Here is a 13,417-nt window from a genome sequence, read left to right as displayed (position 1 = left end):
CTATGAAATCACTTCAGTTCATTACACATTACACCGAAAGGTATTCCTACCTCGACTCGGCCCGTATGGCTTTGGAAGGCGGTTGCCGATGGATACAACTGCGCATGAAAGATGCCGGAAAAGAGGAAATACTGCCCATAGCGACGGAAATACGAAAATTATGCAATGATTGCGGCGCAATATTCATTATCGACGACCATGTGGAACTGGTCAGGGAAATCCGTGCTGACGGCGTACATCTCGGCAAGAATGATATGCCCGTTGCCGAAGCGCGGCGCATACTCGGAGACGAATATATCATAGGCGGTACGGCCAACACATACGAAGATGTAAAGAAGCATTGGCTCGACGGAGTAAATTACATCGGCTGCGGACCGTTCAGATATACCACCACCAAACAAAAGCTCAGTCCTATTCTGGGTTTGGAAGGATATAAAGAGATTATCCGTCAAATGCGCGCGGAGAACATTAACCTGCCTATCGTCGCTATCGGCGGAATTACCTTCGCAGATATTCCGTCTGTCATGCAGACAGGAGTTACGGGCATTGCCCTTTCGGGTACCGTGCTGCGGGCGGATAATCCGGTGGAAGAAATGCGGAGAATACTTACGGCAATCAATCAAACAGACTATCACCGAACTAACAAATAAATAAGATATGGAAAAATTAATCATTGCGGGACGTGAATTCAACTCCCGCCTGTTTTTGGGAACGGGAAAGTTCAATTCCAATGAAATCATGGAGCAGTCCATTCTGGCATCCGGCACGGAAATGGTGACGGTGGCCATGAAACGTATAGAGCTGGAGAATAAAGAAGATGATATGCTGAAGCATATCCGTCATCCCCATATCCAGCTTCTGCCCAACACTTCCGGCGTGCGCAATGCCGAAGAAGCCGTATTTGCCGCGCAAATGGCACGCGAAGCATTCGGAACCAACTGGCTGAAACTGGAAATCCACCCCGATCCGCGCTATCTTCTTCCCGACTCCACCGAAACCCTGAAAGCTACGGAAGAGCTGGTAAAGTTAGGCTTTATAGTTCTTCCCTATTGTCAGGCAGACCCTACGCTTTGTAAACGTCTGGAAGAAGCCGGAGCCGCCACCGTCATGCCGCTGGGTGCGCCTATCGGTACGAATAAAGGATTGCAGACCCGCGACTTCCTGCGGATTATCATCGAACAGGCCACCATACCTGTGGTGGTAGATGCCGGCATCGGTGCTCCCAGCCATGCCGCCGAAGCAATGGAAATGGGCGCTTCCGCCTGTCTGGTCAACACGGCCATTGCCGTAGCGGGCAATCCCGTAGCCATGGCAGAGGCTTTCAAACAAGCCGTAGAAGCAGGACGCATGGCTTATGAAGCCGGTTTAGGATTGCAGGCCGATAACTTTGTTGCCGAGGCCAGTTCTCCCCTTACAGCCTTTCTCAATGAATAAAACACATTATTAAATAAGCTATGAAACCAAGAATTAAATTTCCCCGTTCGGAAAAGGTATACCTGTCGGGAAACATATATCCGGAACTGCGCGTGGCTATGCGCAAAGTAGAGCAAGTACCCAGTACGACTTTTGTCGGAGAAGAAAAAGTCATTACTCCCAATCCGGATATTTATATTTACGATACCAGCGGTCCGTTCAGCGACCCCGATATAGAGATTGACCTTAAAAAAGGATTGCCCCGTCTGCGCGAGCCCTGGATTTTGCGTCGCGACGATGTGGAGCAGTTGCCGGAGATTACTTCGGAATACGGCCGTATGCGCCGTGACGACAAGTCGCTCGACCACCTGCGCTTTGAGCATATCTCATTACCCTATCGCGCCAAACAAGGCAAATGCTGCACGCAGATGTATTATGCCAAGCAAGGCATCATCACTCCCGAAATGGAATATGTGGCGATTCGCGAGAACATGAATTGCGCCGAATTAGGAATAGAAACGCATATCACCCCCGAATTCGTCCGCCAAGAAATAGCGGAAGGGCGTGCTTTGCTTCCCGCCAATATCAATCATCCCGAAGCCGAACCGATGATTATCGGCCGTAACTTCCTTGTGAAAATCAATACGAACATCGGTAACTCCGCCACCACTTCAAGCATCGACGAAGAAGTGGAAAAGGCCCTTTGGAGCTGCAAATGGGGCGGTGACACTTTAATGGATTTATCTACCGGAGAAAACATCCACGAAACGCGCGAATGGATTATCCGAAACTGCCCGGTTCCCGTAGGCACGGTGCCCATCTATCAGGCATTGGAAAAGGTGAACGGCAAAGTAGAGGAGCTCACTTGGGAACTCTATCGGGATACCTTGATTGAACAATGCGAGCAAGGCGTGGACTACTTCACCATACACGCGGGTATCCGCCGCCACAACGTACACCTGGCGGATAAACGTCTGTGCGGTATCGTAAGCCGCGGCGGAAGCATCATGAGCAAATGGTGCTTGGTACACGACCGGGAGAGCTTTCTGTACGAGCATTTCGATGACATCTGCGATATATTGGCGCAATACGATGTAGCCGTTTCCTTGGGCGACGGCCTGCGTCCCGGTTCTACGTACGATGCCAATGACGAAGCGCAGTTTGCCGAACTCGATACCATGGGCGAGCTTGTGCTCCGTGCCTGGGACAAGAATGTACAGGCTTTCATCGAAGGCCCCGGACACGTGCCCATGCACAAGATTAAGGAGAATATGGAACGTCAGATAGAGAAGTGCCACAATGCGCCGTTCTACACGCTCGGCCCGCTGGTTACGGATATTGCTCCGGGGTACGACCACATCACTTCTGCCATCGGTGCGGCTCAAATCGGTTGGCTGGGTACGGCAATGCTGTGCTACGTTACTCCGAAAGAGCACCTTGCATTGCCCGACAAAGAAGATGTACGCGTAGGTGTCATTACCTATAAGATAGCCGCCCATGCCGCCGACCTTGCCAAAGGGCATCCCGGCGCGCAAGTACGCGACAACGCCTTGAGCAAGGCACGTTACGAGTTCCGTTGGAAAGACCAGTTCGACCTTTCGCTCGACCCGGAACGCGCACAGACCTATTTCCGGGCGGGACACCATATCGACGGAGAATACTGCACCATGTGCGGGCCGAATTTCTGCGCGATGCGGTTGTCAAGAGAATTAAAGAAAAAAGAGTGATTCTTAAAATAGAATTATATGTTTTCAGACGAATTAGAAAAAATATCCTGGGAAGAGACGACCGACCGCATCCACTCCAAAACAGATGCGGACGTACGTCGTGCCCTTTCCAAAGAACATTGTGACGTAGAGGACTTTATGGCACTCATCTCACCGGCCGCCGTCCCCTATCTGGAAACGATGGCGCGTTTAAGCAAAAAGTATACGGAGGAACGTTTCGGCAAAACGATTTCCATGTTTGTGCCGTTGTATATTACGAACTCCTGTACCAACTCCTGCGTGTACTGCGGCTTCCATATCAGTAATCCCATGCCCCGCACCATATTGACGGAAGAGGAAATTGTGAACGAATACAAGGCTATCAAAAAGCTCGCTCCCTTTGAGAACCTGTTGCTGGTTACGGGTGAAAACCCCGTCAAAGCCGGCGTTCCCTATATCGCCCGCGCACTCGATTTGGCAAAGCCTTATTTCAGTAACCTGAAGATTGAGGTAATGCCCCTGAAAGCCGAAGAGTATGCCGAGCTGAAAGAGCATGGCATGAACGGCGTTATCTGCTTTCAGGAAACCTACCATAAGGCAAACTATAACATCTATCACCCGCGCGGCATGAAGTCCAAATTCGAATGGCGTGTCAACGGCTTTGACCGTATGGGACAGGCGGGCGTACATTCCATCGGTATGGGAGTGCTTATCGGTTTGGAGAAAGAGTGGAGAACCGATATTTGCATGATGGCATACCACTTGCGCTATCTCCAGAAACATTACTGGAAAACAAAGTATAGCGTCAACTTCCCGCGCATGCGTCCCTCGGAAAACGGTGGTTTCCAACCCAACGTGATTATGAGCGACCGAGAACTGGCGCAAGTTACATTCGCCATGCGGATATTCGACCATGATGTGGATATATCCTATTCTACCCGCGAACCGGCTTTCATACGCGATCACATGGCTACTCTGGGAGTAACCACCATGAGCGCGGAAAGCAAGACGGAACCGGGCGGATATTACAGCTATCCGCAGACATTGGAGCAATTCCACGTCAGCGATGAACGCAAAGCCGTGGAAGTGGACAAAGCCTTAAAAAGTTTAGGCCGCGAACCCGTATGGAAAGACTGGGATGCCAGTTTCGACCTGAAACGGGTTTAAGCCTCTTTCTTTATACTTATAATTCTCATCATGACCCGATACAGTAGACAAACCTCTCTTCCCGAAATAGGAGAAGACGGACAGGAAAAACTGCATAAGGCAAGAGTTCTGATAGTAGGCGCAGGCGGACTTGGTTCCCCTGTCGCCCTCTATCTTGCAGGTGCAGGGGTAGGTACAATAGGTTTGGTGGACGATGACACGGTCGGTATCAGCAACCTGCAACGCCAGATATTGTACACGGAAAACGAGGTAGGACAACCTAAGGTACACTGTGCCGCCCAAAGATTGCAGGCTTTGAACGGTGATGTAAAAGTACATGCCTATCCTTTCCGTCTCAATCAGGAGAATGCCCGCCGTCTGGTTGCCGAATATGACATCATTGTAGACGGATGCGATAACTTCTCCACCCGTTATCTGATTAGCGACAGTTGCAGCTCGCTGAACAAGCCTTATGTGTACGGCGCTATTCAGGGATTTGAAGGACAAGTTTCCGTATTCTGTTACGGTGAGCGACCCAAGACATACAGGGATTTGTTTCCCGACGAAACCGCAACATTGCAAATGCCCGCTCCCGACAACTCCGTCGTAGGTGTTACCCCTGCCATCGTAGGCAGTGTGGAAGCGAGTGAAACGCTGAAGCTCATTTGCGGCTACGGCGAGGTCTTGGCAGGGAAATTATGGACTGTGGATTTAAGAACCATGCAATCGTTCGTTCTTTCATTGTAGACAACATTAATACTCTCTAAACTGTATGAAACTAATAACGATTACCGTGCCGGATTTTTTCGAAGGAGAAGCCGATGCAATCACTTCACTGTTCGATGCCGGGCTCGAAATTCTTCATCTTCGTAAACCCGGTGCGTCTTATGAGGAAATGGAAAATCTCCTATTCCGGCTCCCGGCGGGCTATTTGGAACGCATCGTCGTTCACGACCATTTCCAACTGGCATCCTCCTGGAAGTTAAAGGGTATTCATCTGAATGGACGTAACCCGATAGCCCCGGAAGGATTTATCGGGCATATCAGTCGGTCGTGCCATTCATTGGCAGAAGTGACGAAATATAAGAGTGCATGCGATTATGTTTTTCTTAGCCCCATATACAATAGTATTTCCAAAGAGGGATATACCGCCGCCTTTACCTCTGACTGTTTGCGGAAAGCTCGACAGGCGGGTATTATCGATACCAAAGTAATAGCATTGGGTGGTGTCACGGCCAACCGTTTGTCCGAAATAGGTTCTTTGGGATTTGGCGGCGTAGCTCTGTTGGGTGATGTCTGGCAGCAGAAGGGAACGGACTTTGTCAATCACTTCAAAGTTCTGCTCCGCTCCGTTTCCGTCCTTTAATTTATCAATACTCAATTCCGATAACCAGTATGTTTTCTCCAACTATCATTCTTACCATTGCCGGTTCTGATTGTTCCGGCGGTGCAGGTATACAGGCAGATATCAAAACGATTTCCGCACTGAAAGGTTATGCGGCTTCCGTGGTTACTGCCGTTACCGTACAAAATACAATGGGAGTTCAGGCGGTCTACCCCGTTCCGGCAGATATTGTCCGTGCCCAAACAGAGTCTGTAATGGACGATTTACAGCCTGCCGCTGTTAAGATAGGTATGGTTCATAATGCTGAGATTGTGCACGCCATTGCGGAGTGTATGCAAAAATACCGTCCCGGCTTCATCGTTTATGACCCTGTTATGGTATCTACCAGTGGACGTCGGTTGATGACGGAAGATACGGTACGCGTTATTCAGGAAGAGCTTTTTCCGCTTTGTTCCCTGATAACCCCTAATTTGAGCGAAGCTTCCCTGCTTTTGTCGCATTCCATAACGGATGTGGAGGAGATGAAACGAGCTGCCTATCTTTTGGCAAGCCGTTATCACTGCGCCGTATTGGTAAAAGGCGGTCATTTATCCGGAGATGAAATGTGCGATGTACTATACGATAACGGTAACATCAGCTTGTTCGGACAGCAAAAAGTGGAAAGCCACAATTTACACGGAACGGGATGTACGCTTTCTTCAGCTATCGCTACTTTTGTTGCTAATTATTACGGGCTTGAAGAAGCTGTCTGCTGGGCTAAAGCCTATATAAGTAAGGCTATCGTGCATGGTAAAGACCACCGTATAGGGCATGGAAACGGGCCTTTATGCCATTTCTTTTCTGATGATTAGAATGCGAAGAACAAGCGTACGTTCCAACCTGAACTTTTGCTGAATCCTTGTAGGCAGACCCTATCCCAAGTGGGATAGTCGGGGTCGCCAATGTGCCAAAGTAGCATCCAGCTCCTTGTTTCATTGTATTGGGAACTACAACTGAAACCGAGCCGAAAATCGTCCTTGAATGCAGGTAATGAGCTACCGACTTTTGATAGCTGCTCCGTCAGTTTATCCAATGTTTCTTGCCCCCAGTTCAAATCATTCAAACCAAAAGCCGTATTGTCTCCAAAATCTCTTGGAGACCTCCCACCGATATTCTCCAACATATTGAACCATTGACCGATGCTCGGGAGGAACCACGGACTGCGTTTGATTCCTTCAGGTACTGCTTCCTTCTTTCGCTGGCTTGCAATAGTAGTAGAAACATAATTAGTAGCAAGACCGGCTTTACCTAATAATAGCTGTCGCGTTTCAGAAAAACCGTTCATGTTATCCTCGATTTTATCATACTGTGTCATTGCCGGGATATCTTCCGCCATTTGATTGTTGACTCCCCACAATGCAACTCCTAAATTCTTCAATCCCATTACATAGGCATGGTTCCAACCTTCTGCGTTGCATTCCGAATCCGTCATTCTGTCGGGAGAGCAGGTAATAACCATTCCTATTGCATTTTGATAATCGTATATTTTCCCGTTTTCGTCCAACGAACTGTTTCCGGGATGTACTTCTATTCGTTTCTCGGTTTCATTCTGAAACACGAAATCACCGGGATAAAGTTTACGCTCCGTACTCCCCCTGCCGGGTATAGGGCTGATTACTTTCAGAGTATAGCACTTGCCGGGGGCAAAAGCGGTGGAACTACCGGAATAATTTATCTTTTTCCGCTCATTGCTTATGCCGTGGGTGGTTGTATAGTTGCCGGAAATCTTTGAGTTTTCTTGCGGCAGGACGATGGCGCAATATCTCATGGAATCGACTTGGCAAGGGGTAACACCGTTCAGGCTTACACTCCTTGCCAGTGAGTCCGTATCCAAGATTCTGGATTCTTGGTGATACACGAAACCTGCATCTTTGGGCGCATAGCAACCTATGTATGCCTGTGGATGCACTACCAATAGGGTAAACTGATGCTTGAACTGCAAGTTCAATACAATTTGGGAAGGATTGGAGGTGTCTGGTGTACCGGTAGCAATCATTAGGTCGCTGGCGGCATACTCTTGCACTGAGGACTGGTCTTTTGCCGGCTGCAATTTTTCGTTCTTTGCCAGCGAGGCAGTAATATCGTCCGTACTTAGCGAGGGGTCTATCGCGATATTTTCTTTGTACGGATAGTAGGCGATGTAGCTTACTCCACTATACCAATAGAGGGTTTTACCACCCTCTACCAGGTTCCAACTATTGTCCGATACCTTATATGCGAATGGTACATTGTCGATGTCGTTCAGTATCACTCCGTCTTTTACAGCGAATATGCCAATCTTGTCGTTGTCGACGAATTCGGGATGAAGATGCTTATCTGCTGCCGAAGCACGTGTGGAAGGCTGTCCGGAACCGGAGGGAACCTCGAAGCCGATAGTCGTGGTACGTACGGTAAGGGGTATGCCGTCGGGATAGTTCGTACCTTTGCCGGTGTCCGTATCGTTGTCATCGGTACATGCGCTGCAAACCAATAGAATGCTCCAAAAGATTATGGCGGTGAATGATTTCATATACCTTTTAATAGTTTCTTGTTTCAATATCAATGCTTTTTAGGAAAGTTTCTACTTATCTGCCGGAACAATCGGCTTTTCGTTCAACCTTCTGTTCCGGTTACGATTTCGGTGGCGGTATCGTCTTCCCACAACACGGCGCTATCTTCCGGTGTTACCGAAATGGCTTTTCTTGCAATGCCGATAGTGTAGCCTACCGAAGTTCCCGGAAGCCAGTTATCGGTAGATGGAAAGGCCTGATGTTCCATTTTAATGCTTTGGACGGTCGTATTGTTGTTCTTATCTTTCTCCGTGTATTGGTAAGTGATGCTGAACTCACTGCCCGTTGCATTGGGAAGCAGGAAGAAGGTGGCAAGCAGTTTCTTTTCTTCCGCAACGGTATCGGATACGGGGAAATTCGTTGCGTCGGCGGTAAAGGTAGCCAGTTCGCCGGACTGCGGATAGCTCCATTGCCAGCCTTTAACGTTGCCGGTGGTGGCGGTACGGTAGGTCAGTATGCCGCTTTTCATTCCTGTAATGGAGAATGCTGTTACTGACTTTCCGGTTGTATCGTCCTTGCTTTTTATGTAAATATTGATTTTAGTCAGGGTATGGTACAGTATGAAGCTTATATTGCCGCTATTCCGGTTCATCACCGGAGGCGCTGCGAGCAAATCTATCTGCCGGCTCTCTGTCTGGGGTACGGTATAGCTCAATATCGGAAATCCACTTGCCGTTTCTTTGCCTTGAAAAGAGAGGTTGCCGCCCGTTCCATCGGTATAAGGGGCATATGCAAAGAAGCTGATTCGTTCCGTTACCTGGCTGTTAGGCCAGTATTTGACGGGGGTATAATACCAACTGCCGTCTGTTTGCCTGCTAACGAGCTGGTTGTACATGCAATTAGGCGTTGCGGTGCTTTCGTCGAAATTTCCGCGTGTGAGGTAGGCGAAGACGCCTATGTTTACCGGATCGGTATCGGTGGCATATCCTGCTATCGCCTTAGTTTCCGGCGTACCGCTATCGAAGTCTATGGGAGTGTTGCCTTGCGGTAAACCGTCCGTAACGTCCTCTCCGGAACAAGCTCCCAGCAACAAAGGTACTGCAAGCAGCCAACTACGCAGTTTTCTTATTCCGATATATCTTGTTTTTCCGTTCATGCTTCTTGTTTTCTTTCGTTTATGCTTCTCGCTTTCTTCTGTTTATGCCTCTCGTTCCGTATGATGTCTTTTCTTTGCTGGTGACCGGAGAAGGAACATTCAACCTCGTCCGGCCTTTCATTATATCCGTTTCTTCACAGGGAAACGGGTGGGATTATTCTACCGGAGATTCCGTTACTTCAGTGCCCCATGTATCTACCTTAACCTCATTAATGGTAATAGCGTGCAGATTGATAGTAAGCGTGTATTGATATGTTTTCTGACGTTTCAAGTGTCCTACGGGGAGTTTGATTACCGATTCGGCATGGCTGGCAATATATTGGTTGCTGTTTGTTTTGTCCTTGCTCACGATATCATAGTGGAAACCTATCTGAATATCTCCGTCGGCACAACCGCTTCCGCTATCCGGATTGACATTCGTGTCGCCTATGGGAATCAGGTAGAGATGCTGTTTGTCGGGGAATAGGGAAACCGGATTGGTTTGCGACGCTTCGGTGATCTTTACTCCTGAAATCGTCTTGTCATGTCCATCGGTAGGATTCGATTCCGTAATGCTGCCGTCTGTTGTTTTCAGCATGGCTTTCAGGCTGAAATCTTTCTCGGGAATAACGGCATTATCGTAGTTCCAGTGCAGTTCCTTCCATGTTGCAGTGGTATAGAACCTGGAGTTACTGTTGCTGGGCGCTGAAGCGTTGAGTAGCGACATATTACCGTCTGCTGCCGTTGTGCCATGATTTCGTCCTACAATCCACATCTCGGTAATGTAGACGAAACTTTCGTCTCCGTCCATACCGGTGAATTCGCCATCACCCAATTTGGCCTTGAAGGAAACACGGGCAAGCGTATGGTTGAACTGGAAACTCACTTTACCGCCATTGGCGTCAGTGTATTGCTGATCGGTCTTATCGGCAACCACGAGGTCTACCATCTTGGGAAGATCGTCTCCCTCTTTGAGTGTGAAAGTAATATAAGGAATACCTTTTGTTGTGGCATCGCATACTATGACGCCTGCTTTCGTTCCACTCTGCCATGCGCTTTCATACGGTGCGTAGGCAAAGAAAGAAATCTTGTCGTTCTTGTTGTTGGGCCAGTACTTGGTAGGGCTGTAAGTCCATGCGTTTTCACTACTATTCCATGCAACCTTTTGGTTGTGCATGAAGCCTGGGGCGGTGGTTGCTTTGGCATCCTCCCACTTCTGGCTTCCGGTAAAGTATCCCATAATGCCGAAGCCGCCGTATTTATCGGAAGCATCCGGGCTTTCCAGTATACTGGTGTTGTCCGTGTCTACCCCGCGGGTGGAGGTTCCGGTGTATACTCCGAATGTCATTTGCGGATGTATATCCGGACTGACTTCCGTCACTTCATTCTGCGAGCAACCCATTATCTGTAAGGCAACAAGCAATACCGTTGTAACATTGATAGTTCTCATTTCTCTAATTTTTTAATTACGGTTTATTTTTAATAATCTGCTATATCTAATCTTCATTGCTTATTCGCTGGTGTATCATTGCAGCGGTACATCGGTATCCACTTCGTTTCCCCAGCCGTCTACATCTACATCGAATCCTGAACCGGATGTGCCGTCAGGTTCTACATCGGGTATCCTGTCGGTTGTCGCTTCCACATAGATAGTAACGACACCTTCACCGTTGTCTTTCTCCGTTATCTGCACATTGTCATAATCGCCTGTAAAAAACGTTTTTCCGTCTACTAACTGCGCTTCTATGTGCAGTTGGTGGCTTTGGGAGAAGTCTATACCAAACACGTTGAATGTACCTGTAAGTGTTCCGTTACAGGATGAGTTTTCATCGAACACCGGATTGGTAAGTGCAAACTCCTGCGATATGCTCTGTGCCGACACCTCTCCCGTAGCAAGAAACACAGATTCCGATATACCGTCCAGTCGGCAGATGGCGGAACGGATATTGTTCAGTCCTTTCACGCGGATTAACGTTACTACTTCGGAAGTGCGTTTCTGCGGAATGAGGTGCAGAGTATGGTTTTCGTCGTCTGCCGCAGTTTGGTATGCCGCTTTGCCAGTGGTGGTTGTCCGTGTGTAGTTGCCGAGCATATCTTGTGTCACGGCAAAGTCGGTCGCCGTTGCCGCTGCCAGTTTTTCGGGAGGGGCAATGACGGTATGTACGCCTTTCTTTCCCGCTGTCCGTGTTTCCGTCTTTTTGTTGTAGGCTTCCAACGTTTCATACCTGTCACCACCACGGAAAGCGATATTGCTGAAATCCGTAAAGGAGCGATTAAAAACGATTACATTATAAACTCCTTGCTATAACCGCACGGTTTCCTGCGAGTAATTGCCCAACAGGAAAATTTTGGGCTCTCCCCCATCTACCGGATAGAATATGGCGCTAGCGCCGTATGCCGCTTCTTCTGAATTGTTCAGCCCGGACTGGCTCCAATCGACGGTCAGGATAATTTCAGCCGTATTATAATAAGTGAGTTCACGGCGTTCACAACCTGCCAGGAGAAACAGCAGATACAGAAATATCCACTTCCGCATCCTGATAAATGCCGGTACAGTCTGTCCGTTGTTTATCAATTTCTTCCCGCACTTCATTCCACGCCTCCTTTCTTCATTTTGCGGTTCAATAACCATACCAGTGAGATTTTGGCTTTTGTAGGACCAAACCATGTATAGTTTCCGTTTTCCTGCCACATCAGGGTACGATAGTTGTCCTGGGCGTGGTAGTGCCGATAATTCGTACGTAACAAGCCTATTCCGATATTGAATTCCAGGTGGAGGTTTCGGGTGATACGAGTTGCCCAGCCGTAGCTAAGGCCTGCCGCAATGAAGAATTCGCCCTGATAGCCGCCCTCTTTCCATTGAAGGTCGTATTCGCCACCACCGGCATATAGTCCGACGAAATGTCCGGTCAGTACTTCACGCTGTTCCCGGTTCTGAGCGCTCCCCAGCCAATATCTTCCTTCCAAGCCTCCCGAAAGGATTTCAAGGCAGTACCGGTTACTTTTGAGTAGCCACCATGGGAACATGTATTCTCCATTCACTGACCAGCGTTTGCCTATCGGTACTTCTATTTCTATATTAGGTATCAGTATGGCGTCGAACAGCATATTAGTTTTCAGGGCAAACAGTGGATGGCGGTGGAATGTGGCTTCCGGCAGTTTCTGCGGATATGGTGTTCTGTATTCGTATCCGGTTTTGTATCCCTCGGCTGATACATGAAGTTGCCGTTGCCGGGATATCTTTGCTACCTTGTTTGTTGGCATGCTGTCGGGTTTTATCCATATCATACATACAGCGGCATTGCGTAGGTAACGTAACATCCGGTTGTAGATATAGCTATAAGGAATTCCCCCATTCAACTTCTTCAATAGTATCTTGCAATTCTCGGTATCTTTGTGACGGTCGAGTATTTGCAGCACTTCTTCCCGGTTGGGCAGGTGCTCGTCGGCAACAATCAGCCGACGCAGTTCCCGCCAGTTCTCTCCTTGCGGGCGAGAATGAATACGGTACTGGTCAAGGTGCGGATATTTCCATACCAAATAGCCTTTTACTGCTATCGAACGTCGGTGTGTGAGCCGTTCGTTATAACTATGGTCACCATCGGGAGAGGCGAAAGAAAGGATGTTTATGGAATCGATTCGTTCGCACAGCCGGCAGTCGGCAAGGATTTCTTCCAAATGGTGCAGCGTCCGGCCATTATCCAGATATCCGCTATCTACCATTGCCTTGTCGAAACGGAAATAGAGCATGAATGGCCTGCCGGAGATGTCCGTTTCTGTCCGTTGCCCTGCATAACCGTAGGAAAGCAGGATGAAAAGCAGCCCGCAACAGACTGCTCCCCGTCTCATGGTTCTTGTCTTTATGTTCATTATGATGTACGGCGGTTTGCAGATTGCCGGTATATGCCCGGTAGCGGACGGTACGATATTTGCCTCTCTCCCCTTGGGAAAAGGTAGTGTGCTGGTTGCAGGGTATCATCCAAAAGAATATCATGTAACACGGCAATAGCTGTTTGTTTGCATACAGGTAGCATGTTATTGTGCTTTTCTTACCGTCTTTTTATTGGGCAGTAGAAGATTCAGGGGGTAAAGTTGGTAATTATTTTTATATTTCCAAAGGAAAATTGATAAATTATCTTCATAA

At 48.4% G+C, this 13,417-nt stretch carries 12 protein-coding genes and 1 pseudogene; 7 read left to right on the top strand and 6 right to left on the bottom strand.

Annotated features, from left to right (window positions below; translation table 11 throughout):
- The first annotated feature begins 2 nt into the window (after positions 1-2).
- The 7 genes from BHV73_RS07355 to thiD are packed head-to-tail and all read left to right on the top strand — an operon-like array spanning position 3 to position 6,461.
- Entirely contained in the window at positions 3-650 is a 648-nt protein-coding gene (locus BHV73_RS07355; RefSeq protein WP_087411936.1) for a thiamine phosphate synthase, read from the top strand.
- A 7-nt stretch (positions 651-657) separates the two neighbouring features.
- Complete coding sequence (locus BHV73_RS07350) at positions 658-1,434, top strand: thiazole synthase (RefSeq protein ID WP_022219144.1); 777 nt, start codon at positions 658-660, stop codon at positions 1,432-1,434.
- A gap of 20 nt (positions 1,435-1,454) precedes the next feature.
- Complete coding sequence (gene thiC / locus BHV73_RS07345) at positions 1,455-3,140, top strand: phosphomethylpyrimidine synthase ThiC (protein WP_087411935.1); 1,686 nt, start codon at positions 1,455-1,457, stop codon at positions 3,138-3,140.
- 18 nt (positions 3,141-3,158) lie between these two features.
- Positions 3,159-4,286: a 2-iminoacetate synthase ThiH gene (thiH, locus tag BHV73_RS07340; RefSeq protein WP_195621235.1), complete on the top strand. Its 1,128-nt coding sequence runs from the start codon at positions 3,159-3,161 to the stop codon at positions 4,284-4,286.
- Positions 4,287-4,316: 30 nt separating this feature from the next.
- A complete protein-coding gene (locus BHV73_RS07335; protein WP_195621234.1) occupies positions 4,317-5,012 on the top strand; it encodes a HesA/MoeB/ThiF family protein in 696 nt (231 codons plus the stop codon).
- Between the two features lie 25 nt (positions 5,013-5,037).
- Complete coding sequence (locus BHV73_RS07330) at positions 5,038-5,631, top strand: thiamine phosphate synthase (protein WP_118468739.1); 594 nt, start codon at positions 5,038-5,040, stop codon at positions 5,629-5,631.
- Between the two features lie 29 nt (positions 5,632-5,660).
- Positions 5,661-6,461 (top strand): bifunctional hydroxymethylpyrimidine kinase/phosphomethylpyrimidine kinase, encoded by an 801-nt coding sequence (thiD, locus tag BHV73_RS07325; RefSeq protein ID WP_195621233.1) that lies wholly within the window; start codon positions 5,661-5,663, stop codon positions 6,459-6,461.
- Here the strand turns inward: thiD and BHV73_RS07320 are convergent.
- The 6 genes and pseudogenes from BHV73_RS07320 to BHV73_RS07300 all read right to left on the bottom strand — a co-directional run bounded on the left by BHV73_RS07320 (position 6,458) and on the right by BHV73_RS07300 (position 13,122).
- Positions 6,458-8,158, bottom strand: coding sequence for a fimbrillin family protein (locus BHV73_RS07320; RefSeq protein WP_195621226.1), 1,701 nt, complete (start codon positions 8,156-8,158; stop codon positions 6,458-6,460). The genes thiD and BHV73_RS07320 overlap by 4 nt on opposite strands.
- Before the next feature lie 83 nt (positions 8,159-8,241).
- A complete protein-coding gene (locus BHV73_RS07315; protein WP_195621224.1) occupies positions 8,242-9,294 on the bottom strand; it encodes a fimbrillin family protein in 1,053 nt (350 codons plus the stop codon).
- Between the two features lie 154 nt (positions 9,295-9,448).
- Positions 9,449-10,723: a fimbrillin family protein gene (locus BHV73_RS07310; protein ID WP_195621222.1), complete on the bottom strand. Its 1,275-nt coding sequence runs from the start codon at positions 10,721-10,723 to the stop codon at positions 9,449-9,451.
- A gap of 75 nt (positions 10,724-10,798) precedes the next feature.
- Positions 10,799-11,560, bottom strand: a pseudogene (locus BHV73_RS07305) (DUF5119 domain-containing protein); the annotation flags it as partial.
- 15 nt (positions 11,561-11,575) lie between these two features.
- Positions 11,576-11,866, bottom strand: a complete 291-nt coding sequence (locus BHV73_RS14745) for a DUF5119 domain-containing protein (RefSeq protein WP_502686887.1) — start codon at positions 11,864-11,866, stop codon at positions 11,576-11,578.
- Positions 11,863-13,122 (bottom strand): DUF3575 domain-containing protein, encoded by a 1,260-nt coding sequence (locus BHV73_RS07300; RefSeq protein WP_229116267.1) that lies wholly within the window; start codon positions 13,120-13,122, stop codon positions 11,863-11,865. Before BHV73_RS07300 ends, BHV73_RS14745 begins: the two co-directional genes overlap by 4 nt.
- Between the last annotated feature and the right edge of the window lie 295 nt (positions 13,123-13,417).

This window comes from Bacteroides sp. 44_46 (genome assembly GCF_001915465.1).
Lineage (GTDB): Bacteria > Bacteroidota > Bacteroidia > Bacteroidales > Bacteroidaceae > Bacteroides > Bacteroides clarus.
The sequence above is the reverse complement of the archived record's forward strand: the minus strand, read 5'-3'. Positions and strand labels throughout refer to the sequence as shown.